Annotated in this window: 11 protein-coding genes; 7 read left to right on the plus strand and 4 right to left on the minus strand. The window is 57.8% G+C overall.

From position 1 onward, the window contains the following. The first annotated feature begins 4 nt into the window (after window positions 1-4). The 3 genes from QMK52_RS01595 to QMK52_RS01605 are packed head-to-tail and all read left to right on the plus strand — an operon-like array spanning window position 5 to window position 4,163. The gene (locus tag QMK52_RS01595; RefSeq protein WP_005785206.1) at window positions 5-973 is read left to right on the plus strand and encodes a cytochrome-c peroxidase; all 969 of its coding nucleotides are present in this window, start codon (window positions 5-7) and stop codon (window positions 971-973) included. Further along, window positions 970-2,787, plus strand: coding sequence for a DAHL domain-containing protein (locus QMK52_RS01600; protein WP_005785205.1), 1,818 nt, complete (start codon window positions 970-972; stop codon window positions 2,785-2,787). The genes QMK52_RS01595 and QMK52_RS01600 overlap by 4 nt, the downstream gene beginning before the upstream one ends. Then, the gene (locus QMK52_RS01605; protein WP_005785203.1) at window positions 2,784-4,163 is read left to right on the plus strand and encodes an ATP-binding protein; all 1,380 of its coding nucleotides are present in this window, start codon (window positions 2,784-2,786) and stop codon (window positions 4,161-4,163) included. The genes QMK52_RS01600 and QMK52_RS01605 overlap by 4 nt, the downstream gene beginning before the upstream one ends. 20 nt (window positions 4,164-4,183) lie before the next feature. Here QMK52_RS01605 and QMK52_RS01610 read toward each other — a convergent pair whose 3' ends face one another. Next, the gene (locus QMK52_RS01610; RefSeq protein WP_005785201.1) at window positions 4,184-4,456 is read right to left on the minus strand and encodes a type B 50S ribosomal protein L31; all 273 of its coding nucleotides are present in this window, start codon (window positions 4,454-4,456) and stop codon (window positions 4,184-4,186) included. Window positions 4,457-4,711: 255 nt separating this feature from the next. Between QMK52_RS01610 and QMK52_RS01615 the strand changes: the two genes are divergently transcribed. The 4 genes from QMK52_RS01615 (at window position 4,712) to QMK52_RS01630 (ending at window position 8,257) form a co-directional block, all read left to right on the plus strand. After that, complete coding sequence (locus tag QMK52_RS01615; protein WP_320403743.1) at window positions 4,712-6,331, plus strand: FMN-binding glutamate synthase family protein; 1,620 nt, start codon at window positions 4,712-4,714, stop codon at window positions 6,329-6,331. Window positions 6,332-6,343: 12 nt separating this feature from the next. Next, window positions 6,344-6,628, plus strand: coding sequence for a putative quinol monooxygenase (locus tag QMK52_RS01620; RefSeq protein ID WP_005785198.1), 285 nt, complete (start codon window positions 6,344-6,346; stop codon window positions 6,626-6,628). Between the two features lie 60 nt (window positions 6,629-6,688). Beyond that, on the plus strand, window positions 6,689-6,985 hold the full coding sequence (locus QMK52_RS01625) for a cupin domain-containing protein (RefSeq protein ID WP_005785196.1): 297 nt from the start codon (window positions 6,689-6,691) through the stop codon (window positions 6,983-6,985). A gap of 132 nt (window positions 6,986-7,117) precedes the next feature. Next, window positions 7,118-8,257 (plus strand): OpgC domain-containing protein, encoded by a 1,140-nt coding sequence (locus tag QMK52_RS01630; RefSeq protein WP_005785195.1) that lies wholly within the window; start codon window positions 7,118-7,120, stop codon window positions 8,255-8,257. Between the two features lie 54 nt (window positions 8,258-8,311). Here QMK52_RS01630 and QMK52_RS01635 read toward each other — a convergent pair whose 3' ends face one another. The 3 genes from QMK52_RS01635 to QMK52_RS01645 form a co-directional block, all read right to left on the minus strand. Further along, on the minus strand, window positions 8,312-13,486 hold the full coding sequence (locus tag QMK52_RS01635) for a dermonecrotic toxin domain-containing protein (RefSeq protein ID WP_320403744.1): 5,175 nt from the start codon (window positions 13,484-13,486) through the stop codon (window positions 8,312-8,314). A gap of 85 nt (window positions 13,487-13,571) precedes the next feature. Then, window positions 13,572-15,596: a M3 family metallopeptidase gene (locus QMK52_RS01640; protein WP_320403745.1), complete on the minus strand. Its 2,025-nt coding sequence runs from the start codon at window positions 15,594-15,596 to the stop codon at window positions 13,572-13,574. 258 nt (window positions 15,597-15,854) lie between these two features. Next, on the minus strand, window positions 15,855-17,276 hold the full coding sequence (locus QMK52_RS01645) for an amino acid permease (protein ID WP_005785190.1): 1,422 nt from the start codon (window positions 17,274-17,276) through the stop codon (window positions 15,855-15,857). Window positions 17,277-17,460: the final 184 nt, after the last annotated feature.

Below are 17,460 nucleotides of genomic sequence, written 5' to 3' on the forward strand. Positions count from 1 at the left end.
TCGCTTGAGCAACGTTTCAACTACCCGATTCAGCCTTGTGCTCGCGTTTTGCCTGTGCACCGGCGCAGCACTCGCAGCCGCACCGCTGGACGAAGCGCTCAAGCCGTTGCCGAGTGTTCCCCTACAGGATCCGGCCAAGGTTGAGCTGGGCCGTCGGCTGTTCAATGAGCCGCGCTTATCGGCTAATAACAGCTTGTCCTGCGCCAGCTGCCATCACCTGGAAACCGGCGGTGCCGACAACAAACCTTTCTCCCTAGGCCTGGATGGCAAGCCGGTGCCACTCAATACGCCCACCGTGTTCAATGCCAGCCTGAACTTCAAGCAGTTCTGGGATGGCCGGGTCGACACCCTTCAAGCGCAGATCGAGCACGCGGTCATCAGCCCGATGGAAATGGGCAGCGACTGGAAAGCCGTGGAATACAACCTGTCCGCCCACCCTGATTACCAGCGCGCCTTCGCGCAGGTGTATGCCGATGGCGTCAGTGCCGCCAACGTGCAGGACGCGCTGGCGAGTTACGAGCGCACGCTGCTGACGCCCAACTCGCGATTTGACCAGTACCTGCTGGGCAACACCGAAATTCTGACGATCAAGGAAAAATACGGCTACCAGCGTTTCAAGGAGTACGGCTGTATCGCCTGCCATCAGGGCGTGAATATCGGCGGCAATATGTTGCAGAAATTCGGCGTGATGGGCGATTACTTCAAGGCACGTGGCAACCCGGTCGAATCGGACCTGGGCCGCTACCTGCTGACCGGCGATGAAGAGGACCGCCACGTGTTCAAGGTGCCCAGCCTGCGCAATGTGGCCGTCACCGCGCCCTACTTCCACGACGCTTCGGCCAAGACCCTGGAGGACGCGGTCGACGTGATGTTCAAGTACCAGTTGGGGCGCACTCCGTCCCAAGAAGACAAGGAACTGATTATCCAGTTTCTCAGAACCTTGACCGGCGAATGGGCGGGCAAGCCGCTATGAGACGTTTTTCGCGCCGTCGTGCCAGCCAGATGCTGCTGGGCCTGATAGCCTTGTTATTGGCCTCTACACTGGTGTTTTTGTACCTCAAATCTTCCCGCGACCAAACAGCCACTTATACCCAGTCCCGAGACCTGATCCGCCAGCTTCAGCAACTCAATGCCCAATGGGACAGTGAAGTGCTCAAGGCCCGGATCGCGATTACCCACAACTACGATCCGCTGGTCACGCCCCTCTCGGACATGACCCGTATCTGGTCTGAACTGCAAGGCCGCGACACCTACCACAACCCTGCCGACCTGCCGAGTTGGCAAGCCAGCCAGGCAGCGTATGTGGCCGCCATCCAGGAAAAAGCCCGCCTGGTGGATCAGTTCAAGTCCCACAACGCCGTGTTGCGCAACTCGCTGGCGTTTTTGCCGACCGCCGAAGACGACATTCAAGCCCAATTCAACCAGATTGACGATCAAGGCCGGCTGCAACTGCAAGGCGTGGCCACCGACACTTACGACCTGCTGCTCAGCAGCCTGGAGTTTGCCCAGGTCACCAGCGATGAACGCGCCGCCGATATCCTGGTGGGCCTGGGCAAACTGGCGATCAACAAACAGAGCCTGCCCAGTGAGTTCCAGGCGCCGGTGGAGATCCTCAGCAACCATATTTCGCTGATCCTGCGCGAGCAGCCGCTGGTCAACAGCCTCCTCGAACGCATTGCTGCCGTGCCGGTGGCCGAGCGCCTCGATGACCTGACCACCCACCTCAATCAGGACCAGCAGACCGCGGACCTCGTTGACCATCAATATCATCGCTACCTGCTGATTTTCTCGACGCTGCTGGTGGTGCTGTTGCTCTACCTGGCGGTGCGCCTGCTGCGCAGTTTCGCCGAGATCAACCGCGTCAATCGCGCCTTGCAATCGGCCAACGAAACCCTGGAGCAACGGGTGGAACGGCGCACCCAACAACTCAAGGATGCCCAGAGCGAACTGCTGGACAGCGCCCGCCAGGCAGGCATGGCAGAGATCGCCACCAACGTGCTGCACAACGTCGGCAACGTGCTCAACAGCGTGAATATTTCTGCCGAGCTGGTCAGCCGTAAACTGCGCGGCAGCAAAGCGCTGGGCCTGGGCAAAGCGATGCAATTGATCAACGCACACCAGGGCGACCTGGGCAGCTTTTTCACCGAAGATGAAAAGGGCAAATTGCTGCCCGGCTACCTCAACCAACTGGTGGAAGCGATCGCCGTGGAGCAACAGGGCATGAGTGATGAGCTGGCGCAACTGAGCAAAAGCATCGATCACATCAAGGACATCGTCTCGACCCAGCAATCCTATGCCGGCGCTGCCACATTGCTGGAGCCGATCAATATTGGCGCCTTGATGGACGATGCCCTGCGCATGAACGCCGGCGCGCTGAGCCGTCACCACGTCACTGTGGTCAAGGAATACGCACAGGTACCGCAGATCCTCGGCGACAAACACCGCCTGCTGCTGATCATGGTCAACCTGATCAGCAACGCCAAGTACGCCATGTCCAACCTTTCCGAGAGGCCACGACAAATCACGCTGAAGGTCGAGGCCCAGGGTGAAGACACCTTGAAGATCAGTGTGAAGGACGATGGCGAAGGCATACCGCCCGAGAACATGACACGGATCTTCACCCATGGTTTTACCACGCGCAAAGAAGGCCATGGCTTCGGCCTGCACAGCTGCGCCCTGGCCGCGGTGCAAATGCACGGCCAGCTCAGTGCTCACAGCGACGGGCCGGGCCTCGGCGCGGTATTCACCTTGACCATTCCCCTGACCCTTGCCGGAAGCAGCTCATGAACCAACCTCCCAACCGGCGTGTACTGCTGATCGATGACACACCGTCCATTCATGAGGATTTTCGCAAGATCCTGATGCCGGACACTGCGCCCAACCAGGTGCTGGATGACATGGAGTCGGCACTGTTTGGCGAAGCGGCCAAGCCCCAGGCCCAGGCGTTCGAACTGCATTCGGCCTATGGCGGCGAAGAGGGCCTGGGCTTGCTCACCAGCGCCATGGCGCAGCAGCGTCCTTATGCACTGGCGTTCGTTGACATGCGCATGCCCCAGGGCTGGGACGGCGCGAAGACGATCGAGGCGTTATGGCAGGTCGCACCCGAGTTGCAAGTGGTGGTGTGCACCGCGTACTCGGATTACTCCTGGGAAGACCTGCTGTTGCGCCTGCAGGCCCATGACCGTTTGCTGATCCTGAAAAAACCGTTCGACAATATTGAAGTGCAACAGATGGCCAATACCCTGGCCAATAAATGGGACATGGCCCGGCGTGCGTCGCTGCAGACATCTCTGCTGGAACAACTGGTTGAACAACGCACCCAGGCGCTGCAATTGGAAATCAACGAGCGCAAGCATCTGGAAAGCCAACTGGTGCAGTCGGAAAAGCTCGCCTCCCTTGGGCAGCTCGCCGCGGGCGTCGCCCATGAAATCAACAACCCGGTGGGGTTTATTTCCTCCAACCTCAGCACGCTCGACAGCTACTTCACGCAGCTGCAACAGATGCTCGACGCCTATCAACGCAGTGAGGAACACCTCGCGGCGCCAGAACAGCGCAATCAGCTAAAGGTTTTGCGCACCGACCTGGAACTGGATTTCCTCAAGGAAGACATACCGATCCTGATCCGCGAATCCAAGGAAGGCATTGGCCGTGTCGTGCAGATCGTCAAAGACCTGAAGAACTTCTCACGCGTGGATAACGACCAGACCTGGCAACTGGCTGACCTGCAGCAAGGCATCGATTCGACCCTGAACATCGTCGCCAGCGAACTCAAGTACAAGGCCGACGTGGTCAAGCACTACACGCCCCTGCCGGACATCGAATGCCTGGCCTCGCAGCTCAATCAGGTAGTGATGAACCTGGTGATCAATGCGGCCCAGGCCATGGGGCCGGAGCGTGGCACCATTACCATCAGCAACGGTGTGGAAGGCGAAAATATCTGGCTGGAAGTAGCCGATAACGGCTGCGGAATTGCCCCTGAAAGCCTACAGAAGATTTTCGACCCGTTCTTTACCACCAAGCCCGTGGGCGAAGGGACTGGACTGGGGTTGTCACTGTCCTACGGCATCGTCAAGAAACACGGCGGGGATATTTCCGTCAGCAGCGAACTGGGCAGAGGCACGACATTTCGCGTGGTGTTGCCGATTCGCCAGACGGCGGCGTAGGGCACGCCGCCGAATCATCCTCATGCTTCGGCTTTTTTCGGGTTCGAACCAAACGAGGCAAAGCGCTTGTTGAAGCCGGCAATGCGGCCTTCGGCTTGGGTCTTGCGCTGTTGGCCGGTATAGACCGGGTGCGAAGCACTTGAAACGTCCAACGGGATATAGGGATAGGTGTTGCCGTCGCTGTGCGTGTGGGTGCGGTCGCTGTCGGCAGTGGAGCCGATGAGGAAGTACACGTCGGCGGCGGTGTCGTGGAACAGTACGGTGCGGTAGTCGGGGTGGATACCAGCTTTCATAAAGCCTCCGGGGCGTTTGAGTGCAATTTGAGTGTTATACAGTAACACAAACAATGCAGGCAAACGAGAACGTATTGCAATAACCCTAAGCCTATAGCTTGTCCCGAAAGCTCACTGTAGGTCGCCAATTGTCTATTGCGGGCCAGTCTGTCCCAGTGATGAGGTCAAACTGATTATTCCCACAGGTTGTCTAGGGTTTCCTCAGAGGCGCAGAATGGGTGATCGACCTGAAGAGTCCGAACCCAAGGAAACCGTATGAGCCTGTCCTTGTTAAGCCGCTACGCCTTCTTTGCTGTGTGCGTCATTTTCACCCTCGCCAGCCTGCCCTTTATCGAACATGAATGGCTGTGGCCCATTAGCCTGGTCACCGGCATCCTCAGCCTGATCGGCATTTTCGACCTGCTGCAAAGCCCCCACGCGGTGCGCCGCAACTACCCGATCCTGGGCAATATCCGTTACCTGGTCGAAGGCATCCGCCCGGAAATCCGCCAATACCTGCTCGAGTCCGACAGCGACGCCCTGCCCTTCTCCCGGGCCCAGCGTTCGCTGGTGTATTCGCGCGCCAAGAACGAAACCGCAGACAAGCCCTTCGGCACCTTGATCGATGTATACCAGTCGGGCTTCGAATTTATCGGCCACTCCATGCGCCCGGCACCGTTGAGCGACCCCAGCGCATTTCGCGTGATGGTCGGCGGCCCGCAGTGCACACAACCGTACTCGGCGTCGGTGTTCAACATCTCGGCGATGAGCTTCGGCTCGTTGAGCGCCAACGCGATTCGCGCCCTCAACCAAGGCGCCAAGCTCGGCAACTTTGCCCACGACACCGGTGAAGGCAGCATCAGCCCCTACCACCGTGAAAACGGTGGCGACCTGACTTGGGAACTGGGCAGCGGCTACTTCGGCTGCCGCACCAGCGACGGCCGTTTCGACCCGGAACGCTTTGCCGCGCAGGCGCAAAACCCGCAGGTGCGCATGATTGAAATCAAGATGAGCCAGGGCGCCAAGCCCGGCCATGGCGGGATCCTGCCCAAGCACAAGGTCACCCAGGAAATCGCCGACACCCGCGGCATCATGATGGGCGAAGACTGCATCTCGCCGTCGCGCCACAGTGCGTTTTCCACGCCCATCGAACTGATGCAATTCATCGCCCAATTGCGTGAACTGTCCGGCGGCAAACCCGTGGGTTTCAAGTTCTGCCTGGGCCACCCATGGGAATTCATGGGCATCGCCAAGGCCATGCTCGAAACCGGCATCCTCCCCGACTTTATCGTGGTCGATGGCAAGGAGGGTGGCACGGGCGCCGCCCCCGTAGAGTTCACCGACCATATCGGCGTGCCGCTGCGTGAAGGCTTGCTGTTTGTGCACAACACCCTGGTGGGCCTGAACCTGCGCGACAAAATCAAACTCGGCGCCAGCGGCAAGATTGTCAGTGCGTTCGATATCGCCAGCGTCCTGGCCATCGGCGCCGATTGGGCCAACTCGGCACGCGGCTTCATGTTCGCCATTGGCTGCATCCAGTCGCAGTCATGCCACACCAACAAATGCCCGACCGGCGTGGCCACGCAAGACCCACTACGCCAACGAGCCCTGGTCGTGCCGGACAAGGCCCAGCGTGTGTTCAACTTCCACCGCAACACGCTGCACGCCCTGGCCGAAATGCTCGCCGCCGCAGGGCTCGATCACCCGTCGCAATTGTCGGCCAAGCACTTGGTGCGACGCATGTCGGCTACCGAGATCAAGCTGTTTTCGCAGTTGCATGTGTTCTTGAAGCCCGGCGAATTACTCACGGGAGACGTGAACGGCGAGTTCTATTCGCGCATGTGGCAGATGGCGCGGGCGGACAGTTTTGAGCCCCATGAAACGGCTGCTGCCTGAAGGACGCCCGCCATGTTGAAAGTCATTGCTGAAGACTTTATCAAGCCCGAGCATCTGGAGACCGTGCGCCCGTGGTACGCCGAACTGGTAGAAAAAACCCGCCAGGAACCGCTGTGCGTTGCCTACGATCTGTTTGTCGATCAAAAAGACCCAGGGCATTTTATTTTTATCGAACAATGGCCCGATCAGGCAGCGCTGGATGCGCACTGCCAGACCGAGCACTTCAAACGGTTGGTGCCGCAGATCAACGCGTATCAGGCCAAGCCGTGCAGTGTCGTGTTGATGGACGCTTTCTGAAAATACCCATTGCCTGCTGAACCGGACCACCGACGGCATCGTTGAAACAAGGAGATTCACATGCCGTTACTCGACTTCGCTGCAATCGCCGCGCAATTGCCCGACAGTTGGAAATCCACACGCTTGGGTCAGGTTGGCCCGGCGCGGATCAAAGTATTGCGCATGGATGAGCAGGCGTACGAGGAAGAAACCCACGACTACAACGAAGGGTTGTTGGTGATCAGTGGGTACTTGCACCTGTGCATCAGTGATCAAGTCATCAGGGTGGACGCCGGCCAGATGTACCTCGTGGAAGCCGGCACTGCCCACGGTGTGCTCACCGGCAGCCGGGGCATTCTGGTGATCATTGATGTCTAGAGACATTCAGTAATATCCAACCTTTGCAATTGCTTACAAATACCGCCAACCTGCGCCCGCTCGACGTGCGGCGTACGACAACGCGCGCGCTCACCTATCGTCATTCAACTACTTGTTCAAGAGCCCGCTGCCATGCTGAACGGACGCGACCCGCGCATCGATTTTTTTCGGGGCCTGGCGTTGATCTTCATTTTCTGGGATCACGTCCCCCACAACCCTCTCGGCCTGATCACTCTGCGCAACTTCGGCTTCAGCGACGCGGCGGAGGTCTTCGTGTTTCTCGCCGGGTTCGCCTCGGTGCTGGCCTACGGCAAGGTCATGCAGCGCGAAGGCTATTGGATGGCCTGCCTGAAAATCCTGCGCCGCACCTGGGTGTTGTATGTGGTGCATATTTTCCTGCTGGCCCTGCTGATGGGTATCGTGTTCTTCGCCAACAACCATGTAGAAACCCGCGACCTGGTGGCGGAGATGGGCCTGACGCACTTCGTCACCCACCCGCAACAGGCACTGACCGACGAACTGCTGTTGCGCTTCAAGCCCAACCTGATGGATCCGTTGCCGTTGTACATCGTCTTGCTGGCTGGTTTGTCCGTGGTGCTGCCGCTGATGGTGCGCGCGCCCTGGGCCGTGGTGAGTGTCTCGCTGGTGGTCTACCTGATGGCGCCGTGGATGGGCTGGAACTTGCGCGCCATTGCCGATGGCGTGTGGTATTTCAACCCTGTTACCTGGCAATTGCTGTTTGTGCTGGGGGGCGCCGCGGCGATTTACAGCCAGCGGCCCAGCACGCCCGAGACACGCCCCTTGCAGCGCCAGCCGCTGTTCGTTGCGGCGGCGCTGTATGTGGTGGTGGCCGGCGTGATCACGCTGTCGTGGCTCTGGCCAGAAATCCATGATGCGGTGATGCCCACCACGCTCAACAACCTGCTGTACCCCATCAGCAAGACCAATCTGTCACCGGTGCGCCTCGTGCACTTCCTGGCGCTGGCCTATGTCACCGCCAAGCTGTTGCCAAACCCGCAATGGACGCAAAACCGTCTGGCTGAACGGATTTGCCAGATGGGCCGTTATTCCCTGGAAGTGTTCTGCCTGGGCGTGGTGCTGGCGCCACTGGCGGACATGCTCAATGCCCTGGCGGATGACGACGTGGTCATGCAATTACTCACCGCCTTGCTCGGTGTGGTGCTGATGTCGGCCCTCGCGGCCTGGATGGAGTTCAACAAACACCTCAATCAGACGCCACGCCCCTTGAAGCGAGACAGGCCGAATAGTTAATGCCCGCCTCGCTGCGCAGGAGTAAACGGCCCGGGCGATGACCTGACGTTTTAGTCATAAGCCAACAGGTTTCTCTTTTCGACGCCCCAATTGTGCAATCAGGTAGGCAACGGAGTCGGCGTTGTTAAGTACCGTAAGGATGCGTTTAAGCGAATCGGTACGGAAAACTCGCCGCGCATCGGCGAGGGTTTTGGCACCTGTGACGCTGAGTAGCCTGTCGAGCACATGCTGTGTTGACGTGCCCTGGGTAGGGTCTGATTTGAAGCCCGTTGCAACATCGACAACCTGGAACAACTCATGAGTCGGCGTATTGAGCGACAGTCTTGAAAGATGGCGCTTTTCCAAGGCTGCTTTAGTGTTACTGCCCTCAGGGGTTTGCGGATCAATCAGGTCATCAAAGGGATGGCCTGAATGCACGTAAGCCAAGTCCAACGTCGCACAGACATGATGAGTGATTTCGTGAATGAGGGTGGTCGCACGGGCGTGGGCGCTGACATAGAACGGTTTTGTCAACAAATGACTGTATTTCAGACCCGGGTCGAAAAACGTCTCGGTCAAGTACACCAGTTGAAGGGGGTCGGGGACAATCGTAAAGGCCATCAACGTGTGTCCGCCCTGAATAGCCGGCAACCGCGAACGGCCTATGACAAATCGCGTTGAGTCCGAGGACGTCAGTGAGGGCTCCATTAACGCACTGCAGACCTTGTCGACGATCTCCTGAATTTTTTCAAGGTGTTCGACCTCGAGCGTCTGCAAGCCGAAAAACGTTTTGATCTGTTTGACCAGCTCAGGGGCAGCAAGGGGAGTTTGTGTGATCAGGCGCAAATTTTCCTGGGCGTTCTTTGCATAAAACGTCGCCAAGGCAAGTGCATCGGTGATAACCCAGGATTCTCGAGCGTAAAGCGCTCGTATCTCGCGCATTCCGCTGGCCAATACATTCATATTCGAGCGCGCAAATGGCTCGGAGTAGAAGCGATTAAGCAATCGTGCAATTGTCCGTCGCCCCGTCACCAATGGGCCAGCGCTACTGAGCATCCACTGTTGTCGAGGGTTGCGCTGTACCTCAGGGCCGACTTCGCCATCACCGATGATGCGCCAGCCCTGGCCATGCTTGATGACTTCGAACACTTTTCCTGCCACCGCCGCGTAGTAATGGTTGGAAGTCGATCGGTAAAGGTTGAGTGAGGTGTCTTTGATCAGGTTGGCCAAGCTCGGCTCAAGGACTTCGAAACGCTGGAGCCGGGTGCGCGAAGCAGCGGTAATGTCCAGCGCGGGCCAGGACACCACAGAGCTCGCAGATGTGGAAGGCGGCGGGATCGGCTCGGGTGCCGGGGGCACGCCGTCCTCTGATACGGGAGGCATGGAATCGCTCAACCCGGCAAGCGCAGCGACACCACCGATGAAATGACCCAGTGCCTCATGCCATTGGTGGCTTTGCAGCTCCTCGGCAGAAGCCTTGAACAGTTTATAGCTCTGCCAGATCACCAGGGGGTACGCCAGTTTGCCGGCAAAAAATACAGTGGCCGCCTGCACGCCCTCAGAGAACACGGCCTTGGCCGTATCCCAGGCAGTGCCTGCATCAGCGGCTTTTTGGCAGCCCAGCAGCGTTGTCAGCAGCTCGACATTGTCGGTGAACAGCTGTTTGAACAGCGCAGCGTTGATGGGGTTGCTTGCCAGCTGCAGGGTGGTGCTGGCCTGGGGTTGCTCCAGTGCGTTTGTCAGTGCTGCGAGGTCAATGGCCGGGACCACCTGCCGAACCCAACGCTGCAATGCGCCGGCGGCTGTCAACTCAGCACATAGTGCAGCCTCAACGGTATATTCCTTGAGGGTGTAGCATGGGCTATAGGGGGCATAAAGGACGTGAGGCCCCTTGTCACCGGAGGCGGATCCGATCAAATAAGCCCCGGGAATCTTGATGGTTTTCTTCCCGTCATCGACCAACAGTTCCAGAGGGCGGATCATGGCGTTGGCATCCACTACTGTCGCGCGGGCGATCGCATCGGGCATGTCCATGATCTGTTGAATGAGCCCGAAGGCCGTCGGTGAAAGCTGGTCTTGCAACTTCATGCCGTGAGCGTATTGCATCAATTGCCACGGCAGTTGCTTGGCGAAGCGCGTAGAGCGTTGCTCAAAGTCCGAGCTGGCAGGGCCCAGGAAGGATTTGATGTACGTTTGGTAAGCCGCGTTGATGTTCAACGCCTGTATCCGCGTTTTCAGCGTCTGCGCATCCAGGGTGGATGGCAACGGCGTTGTACCGGTGCTGGCGAAGAAGGGCACCTCATCGTTCCAATACGACTGATGACTCAAGGCGTAGTCCAGCAGGGACTGATTGCGGGCAGGCGTAGTGCCCTGCGCCGGCAGCCCGACTTCGATTTCATCAGGTGTGACGCTGTCCTGATCGTCAAGGTCCTTCAGTAAAGTGCTGAGCTTCTTGCGCGTGAACTGAACCAGGGAGTCGATCCCGTGCAGGTAATCCTGATTGTCGGTGACATTGTTTCGATACTGCTCCAGCAATTCGACGTACAGCTGTTGATCCTCAGCATGAGCTTTGCCCAACCATTGCAAACCCTGTTGCCGGATCATGGCCTGGACCATGTCCTTGGCACGCTGCACGTTGGTGGGCGCAAGGTCTTGTGTGGCTTGAACCTGCCAGAGCTTGCGCAGCTGTTCGACCGACAGCTGCATGGACAGGATTTGCGCCAGTTCATGGTCTTTTTGTTGCGCGTAGGTTCGTTGCAAGTGCTCGACGAGGTTGTCTTCGATCAGTTCAAGGGAACTGAATGCATAGCTCGGTTGTGCTTCCCAGTCCGGTGGCGCCAGGTTCGCCAGGAAAACCTGTCGCTCGTTCGGGATTGCCAGGCGTCGATTTATCTCTGCTTTGAAGTCATTCAATGAGGAGAAACTTTCCAGGCCCAACGCGGGTGTCCACAGCAGCGTGCGGCCGCAATATTGAGGATCAAGCCCGCCGCGCTCGGTCAGCACGAAACAGTTATTGAATACCAGCGGGGTATTCTGCCCAGTCGGTACGACCTGCAAAGAAAACGCATCAGGGCGGAACCCATTGACGCCAGGGCGTAAGTCTCTGGCGTAAATACCTAACACGGTCAAAAGCACTTCGTAGTCGAGGGGCAATAACGCATTGTTCCAAAGCCTGACTTGCACTTCCCCTGTCAAGCCCATCTCCATTGCCTTTCTCAGCAAGGGCTGCATGTTGGGGGACACGCTGTGGGTTCTACACAGGTACTGTTTAAACCCACCGACTGCACTGGTGATCAGCGTATTGAAGGCAGTGGCGTCCATACTTGAGACTTTAGTGGCGGGTTTGCCAGGAGCGGTTGAGTAGACATGAGTGTTAAGCGGATCAATGGGTGGACCCGCTTCGCCACATAAATGCGCCAAAAAATAGTCGACCATACTGCTCGATGAGAGCAGTTGAGGTTTGTCAGTGCCATTCGAAGGGTTGCTGTATTGGCGTACCGAGAGGCACGCAGCCTGCAAGTGTTGCTGCTTGATAGCGTACAGTCTGGTATTGAGATAGGTGATAACGGAACGCTCCAGCGAGGGGCGAAACGATAGGTGTTGTTCGATTTCGGCGGCGACATTTTCGAGTAAATGCACAGTTGTGCGCATTGCAGCAAGCGTTGGTGGAACCCTGGGTTCATTCACCGTCGCCGTCCAGGTCTCTGCCAACTGGGTACTCCAACGCCCCATGGGTTCGAAGGTCAGTAATGTTGGATCAATCATGCCACGTACATCCAGCACATGGTCGACCAGGGCGTCGAGGTCCATCGTGCCCTGGCTCAGGCGATACTGATCGAGGGCGTATTCAAGGTTGCGACCTTGTTTCTCAATGATGCCCTCCATGATGCGTTGGAAAATACCCCCGGTGATCGAGGCTGTGGTGACCTCGCAGGCCAACAGATCGACTTCGTTATAGCGTTCCGGCCTGGACAGGTGCTTTCTCCAGGCATCGGCATGTTGCCTGAAGTTGAGACCATCAAGAAGGTGGGTTTTGAGTGCTCCCAGTTCGGTAAACGATTGCAGGCCTTGTTGAGGGGTGTAGAGCAGCCAGGGCGAGCCATCGTCGCTTTTGTTACTGCTGATGATGAGTGTGCCTGCCAGCTCGGCGGGGGTCTGTTCAGGCTCACTCAGCAGTGCCTTTTCAACATTGATCGCAGGAGCAAGCGTTGTCGCGGGCAGCGCAGCCTTGAGCGGCAAGGCCTGTAGTTGCAGACGCTGCTCAACCGTAATCGTAGTTTGCTGTTGTTGCTCCAGCGCCACCGTGAAAAAGGCATTGGCCATGGCATTGGTAAAAAGTTGTAGCCGTGAGAACCCTGCGGCGGCCGGCAGCGCCCAAAATGCCTTGGGCTGTTGCTTCATATAGGCTTTCAAGCCCCGGGCCAATCCTTGGACTGATACGTCCCAACGCAACTGATCATCAGCGTCCTGAGTAGGCTGCTGGGGGTTGTAGTAGTGCCGGGTTTCACCCGCAGGCCAGCTATTGGCAACGAAATACCTGAGGACAGTTTCGCTCAAGGAGCGGGTGGTTGTGTGTCGGGACGTTGGCGAATCAGAATTGCCTGATTCGCTGGATGCGTCGATAACATAACTCTGCACTTGGATCTGGCGCTGATCGACATCCGTAAAAGACTGCGCCAACTTGGAGGAAATGTATTCATCCAGCAGAGAAGTGAAACTGGGCAGTTTGAGCAGCTCCTCGCGCATCAAACGAGCATTTTCGAGCAGGTTATTGGAGAGGGTCGTATGTTGTGCTTCGAAGACAGCGCCAGCCACGGTATGTGCGGTAATCGTCAGGGCTGCCGTAGGCGTCAGGGTTACTTGCTGGGAGATGGAAAGGTAATCAAGCAACGCCTGGCGCTGCGACGAGTCTTTGAGCCACGACTTCATTTGCGTCTTGAGGATTTCATGGCTTTCCAGCTTTTCCAGACCACGAGCGGGTGTATAGAGAACAACCCCGCCTTCTGGGGCGGGGCTCATGACGAATGCACCCGCCAATTCAATAGCCGGTTGACCGAGCACATTCAGTTGCAGGGTTTGGACGTGCATCGGCGCTTTGTGTGCCCTGCGCAAAGCATCGGTGGCCAGATAGACCGAGTCGAACCAGTCAAGGTCCTTGAGGGTAAAGTTGCGTGTGCGTTGGCGCTCGCTTAGCTGCGTGCGATCGGTTTGGGTTTCGCTGAAAAAATACGGTGGGGTGTCAGTGCTCATTGAGTGCTCTCCATGCCGGATTGGCTGCTGAAGATCACTCTGGCGTTTCAGGTTTCAGCCGAGGGGCTACATATGCACCAGCGCTTCATGCCCCGGTGGAATGCCCGACACATCCCGCGCCGTCCCCCCGAAAAAGCGCAAGTGCGCTCAACAGCGTACCGGTATCGCCCTCAGTGATGAACGCGTCCCGGAAGGCTTTCCCGGTCTCCGGGTTGAACAAGCCATCACGCTCAAACTGTTCAAAAGCCTGGCGGGCCAAGACACCAGACCACTTGTAGGAATACATCCTGGCCCCATAGCTACCCATCGGTTGTTCGAAACTGTTGATCGGGCGGGTGCCATCTGGCCACTGCAAATGCCCGACTTCAACGTTGGCATGGGTGAAAACTTCATGAGGTGTACGTCCGTCGCCGTAAGTACGGTGCAGCTCGAAGTCGACGAGGCCCGTGAGCAAAATACTGGCGCTTTCCTGACTGGTCTGGGTGTGAACAAATCGGCTCATTTGAGTGGCCATATCGTCAGGCAAGGGATCTCCTGTCTGGAAATGGCCGGAGAGCCAGGTCAGGAACGACGCGGTAAAGCAGAATTGCTCCAGCACCTGGCCGAAAAACTCCGTCGTATCATGGCTTAATTGGCCCATACCGGAAATCGCCCGGTAGGGAGCGGCGGTCAACAAGTGCTGCAGGCAGTGGCCGAATTCATGCAATAAGACCCTTAATTGCAAGTGATCCAGCAAGCAAGGCTGAGTCGCTGTAGGGGGTGGCAACTGACTGCGTAGCACAGCTATGGGACGTTGTGGACGCCCCTCGGCCGTCATCCGGTGATTGCGCAAACCTGAGGCGGCGCCAATCTCGCCGCCCGCCATGCGGCGATAAGGGTCAATAAACAAATGCCCAATGGGCTCGGCATACTCCCTGAGTTCGAATACCCGCACATCCGGGTGCCAGGTATCGACTGTGGTTTGTTCAATCAGCTCAACGCCGAACAGCGTTTTGGTGAACGCGCACAAGCGTTGCAGCACCGTTTCCAACGGGAAGTATTTGCGCACTGCGTCTTGGGAGACACCCGCCACGTCCTGGCGAATTTTTTCCGCATAATAGTTGTAATCCCAGGGTTCCAGCGCATCGACCCCACGTTGCGCGGCATAGCGCTGCAGTTGTTGGGCCTCATAGGCAAATGTCGTGCGTGCCCAATCAATCTGCTGACGAAGAAATGCAGTGACCTCATCGGTCGTCTGCGCCATTTGTTCCACCAACGCCAGTTCGGCGAAGTTGGCATAGCCAAGCAATTTTGCTTTCTGGTGACGACTGTCGAGCAACACTGTCAGAACCAGTTCATTGTCGGTGGCAATGGCGTCGGGACCGGTCCCCACGGCACGGCGGTAGTAAGCCACCATCATTTCCTGGCGCAAGGCTCGATGGTCGGCGTAGCTCATCACCTCCTGAAAGGACTGCTCGGAAAGGGTTAACAACCAGCCATCCAGGCTTGCGTCCCGAGCCGCGGCCTCCATGCGTGCCAGGGCCGCGCCAGGCAGTCCACTGAGCATCGCCTTATCTTGAATGTGCTTACGCCATGCGTCGCTGGAGTCTTTCACACGCCGCAGGAACTCTTGGCTGACTTTCTCGATTTGCAGGTTCAACGTTTTGAGCTGTAGTTGATTCTCAGGCGAAAGATCAAGGCCGGCCAAGTGGTACTTGCGCAGTATTTTATGCAATGCACTGTGGCGTTGTTGATTGAAAAGGGCTGCGGGCGGGCTATTGGCAAGTTGTCGGTGAAGCTGGTACAGATCATTGTTCGCCGCCAGCTCGGCGCTGTACTGCATTGCCATCTCATGACTGCGATGTGATGCCAGCTTCCATGCCGGCCCCTGAGGAACGGAGTCAAGCAACTCAATGATTTTGAGAAAGCCGTCCAGGCGTGCCCCCAGTTCTTCCACTGCTTGCACCAGGTCGTCCCACGTAGGGAATAACGCCTGGCTGGCAATGATCGTGGCGGTGGTGTTGCGGCTATCAGCGATGATTTGCTCAATGGCGGGAACCAAGTGTTCTGCTCTGATGGCAGAGAACGGTGGCAAGTCGTAGGGCAGTAGCAGGGGGTTGCTTTCAGGCATGAAATCACTCTTCAAAGGTAGCTGTCGAATCAGCCAGCCTAGGGAATGAATTATCGTTGGAGGGGTAGATAGATATGAGCAACGCGATAACGCGCGGAACCGGATGCCCCGCGTCATACACAGGCGCAGTGCTCGCGATATCAGGCCCCAGGGGCGGCAGGCGCCTCACCGCAAATAGAGGATAGTGCAGAAAATACGGAGGTCAAAAGCCCCACCCCGCGATAGAGCGGGGTGGGGCTTTTTGTCACAAGACACACATCAGGACGCGGAACGCACCGTCCCTTGAGCGACGGTCTTTGGCTGCAACCTGAACACGTAGAACAGCACGGTCAAGACCACCAGGAACACCGGGCCCACATACAGCGCCACACGGGTATCGGGGAAGTACGCCATCAGCCCCACCACCATCACCAGGAACGCCAGCGCCAGGTAGGAACTGACCGGGTACAACCACATGCGGTACTTGAGGCCAGCCGCCTCGGCCGGGCTCAGGCTTTTGCGGAACTTGAGCTGGGCCAGCAGGATCATCAGCCAGGTCCAGATCGCGCCGAACGTGGCAATGGAGGTGACCCACACAAAGACTTTTTCCGGAACCATGTAATTGAGCAGCACACCCAGCAACAGTACGAAGATCGACAACAGCAACGCCTTGCGCGGTACGCCGTTGCTCGACGTGGTGCCGAAGGTGGCAGGTGCCTGGCCGTTCTGCGCCAGGCTGTAGAGCATACGCCCGGTGCTGAAGATCCCGCCGTTGCAGGACGACAGCGCAGCGGTGATCACCACGAAGTTGATGATGCCCGCGGCGGTCTTGATGCCCAGACGCTCGAAGGTCATCACGAATGGGCTGCCCTGGGTGCCGATTTCATTCCATGGGTAGATCGACAGGATCACAAACAACGCCCCCACGTAGAAGAGCAGGATGCGCCAGAACACCGAGCCGATGGCACTGGGAATGGTCTTCTGCGGGTTCTTCGCTTCACCAGCGGTCAGGCCGATCATCTCCACGCCCAGGTAGGCGAACATCACCATCTGCAAGGACATCAACACTCCCGTGACGCCATTGGGCATAAAGCCGCCGTGGGCCCACAGGTTGGAAATGCCCAGCGCCACGCCGTCATTGCCAAAACCAAACGCGATGATACCGACGCCGCCGATCACCATGGCAATGATCGTGACGATCTTGATCAGCGCGAACCAGAACTCGAACTCACCGAACGCCTTGACCGCGATCAGGTTGATTGTGCCCATGCTGATCAACGCCGCCAGGGCCCAGATCCAGCGTGGGGTGTCGGGGAACCAGACGCCCATGTACACGGCCACGGCGGTGATTTCCGCCACGCAGGTCACCAGCCACAGGAACCAATAGTTCCAGCCGGTGAGAAAGCCCGCCAAGGGGCCGAGATAGTCTTGGGCGTAACGGCTGAACGAGCCGGCGACAGGGTTGTGCACCGCCATTTCGCCGAGGGCGCGCATGATCACCAGGATCGCCAGGCCGCCAATGATGTACGAAAGCATGATCGCCGGGCCGGCCATTTCAATGGCCTTGGCCGAACCAAGGAACAGGCCGACACCGATACAGGCGCCAAGGGCCATCAGGCGAATATGCCGTTCACCGAGTTCGCGTTTGAGCGGGCCGCCTTGAGCGGTCTCGCCATGGGGCAGTGGGTTGCCGACTGGCATGGGGTACAACCTCATCTTGTTATTGGATAAACCACTTGGTCTCACAGACAGGCCGATAAGCCTGGCAGTGGGGATGAGTCCGAGTCTGTTTCATGGACAAACCCACCTTGTAGGACGAAACCTACAAAGTCAGCGGGGCATGCAGTATAAAAACCTCGACACAGGGTTTTTCACTATAAAAAAA

Origin of the sequence: Pseudomonas sp. P9_2, assembly GCF_034008255.1 — a bacterium.
In the GTDB taxonomy this organism is placed as follows: Bacteria; Pseudomonadota; Gammaproteobacteria; order Pseudomonadales; family Pseudomonadaceae; genus Aquipseudomonas; species Aquipseudomonas synxantha_A.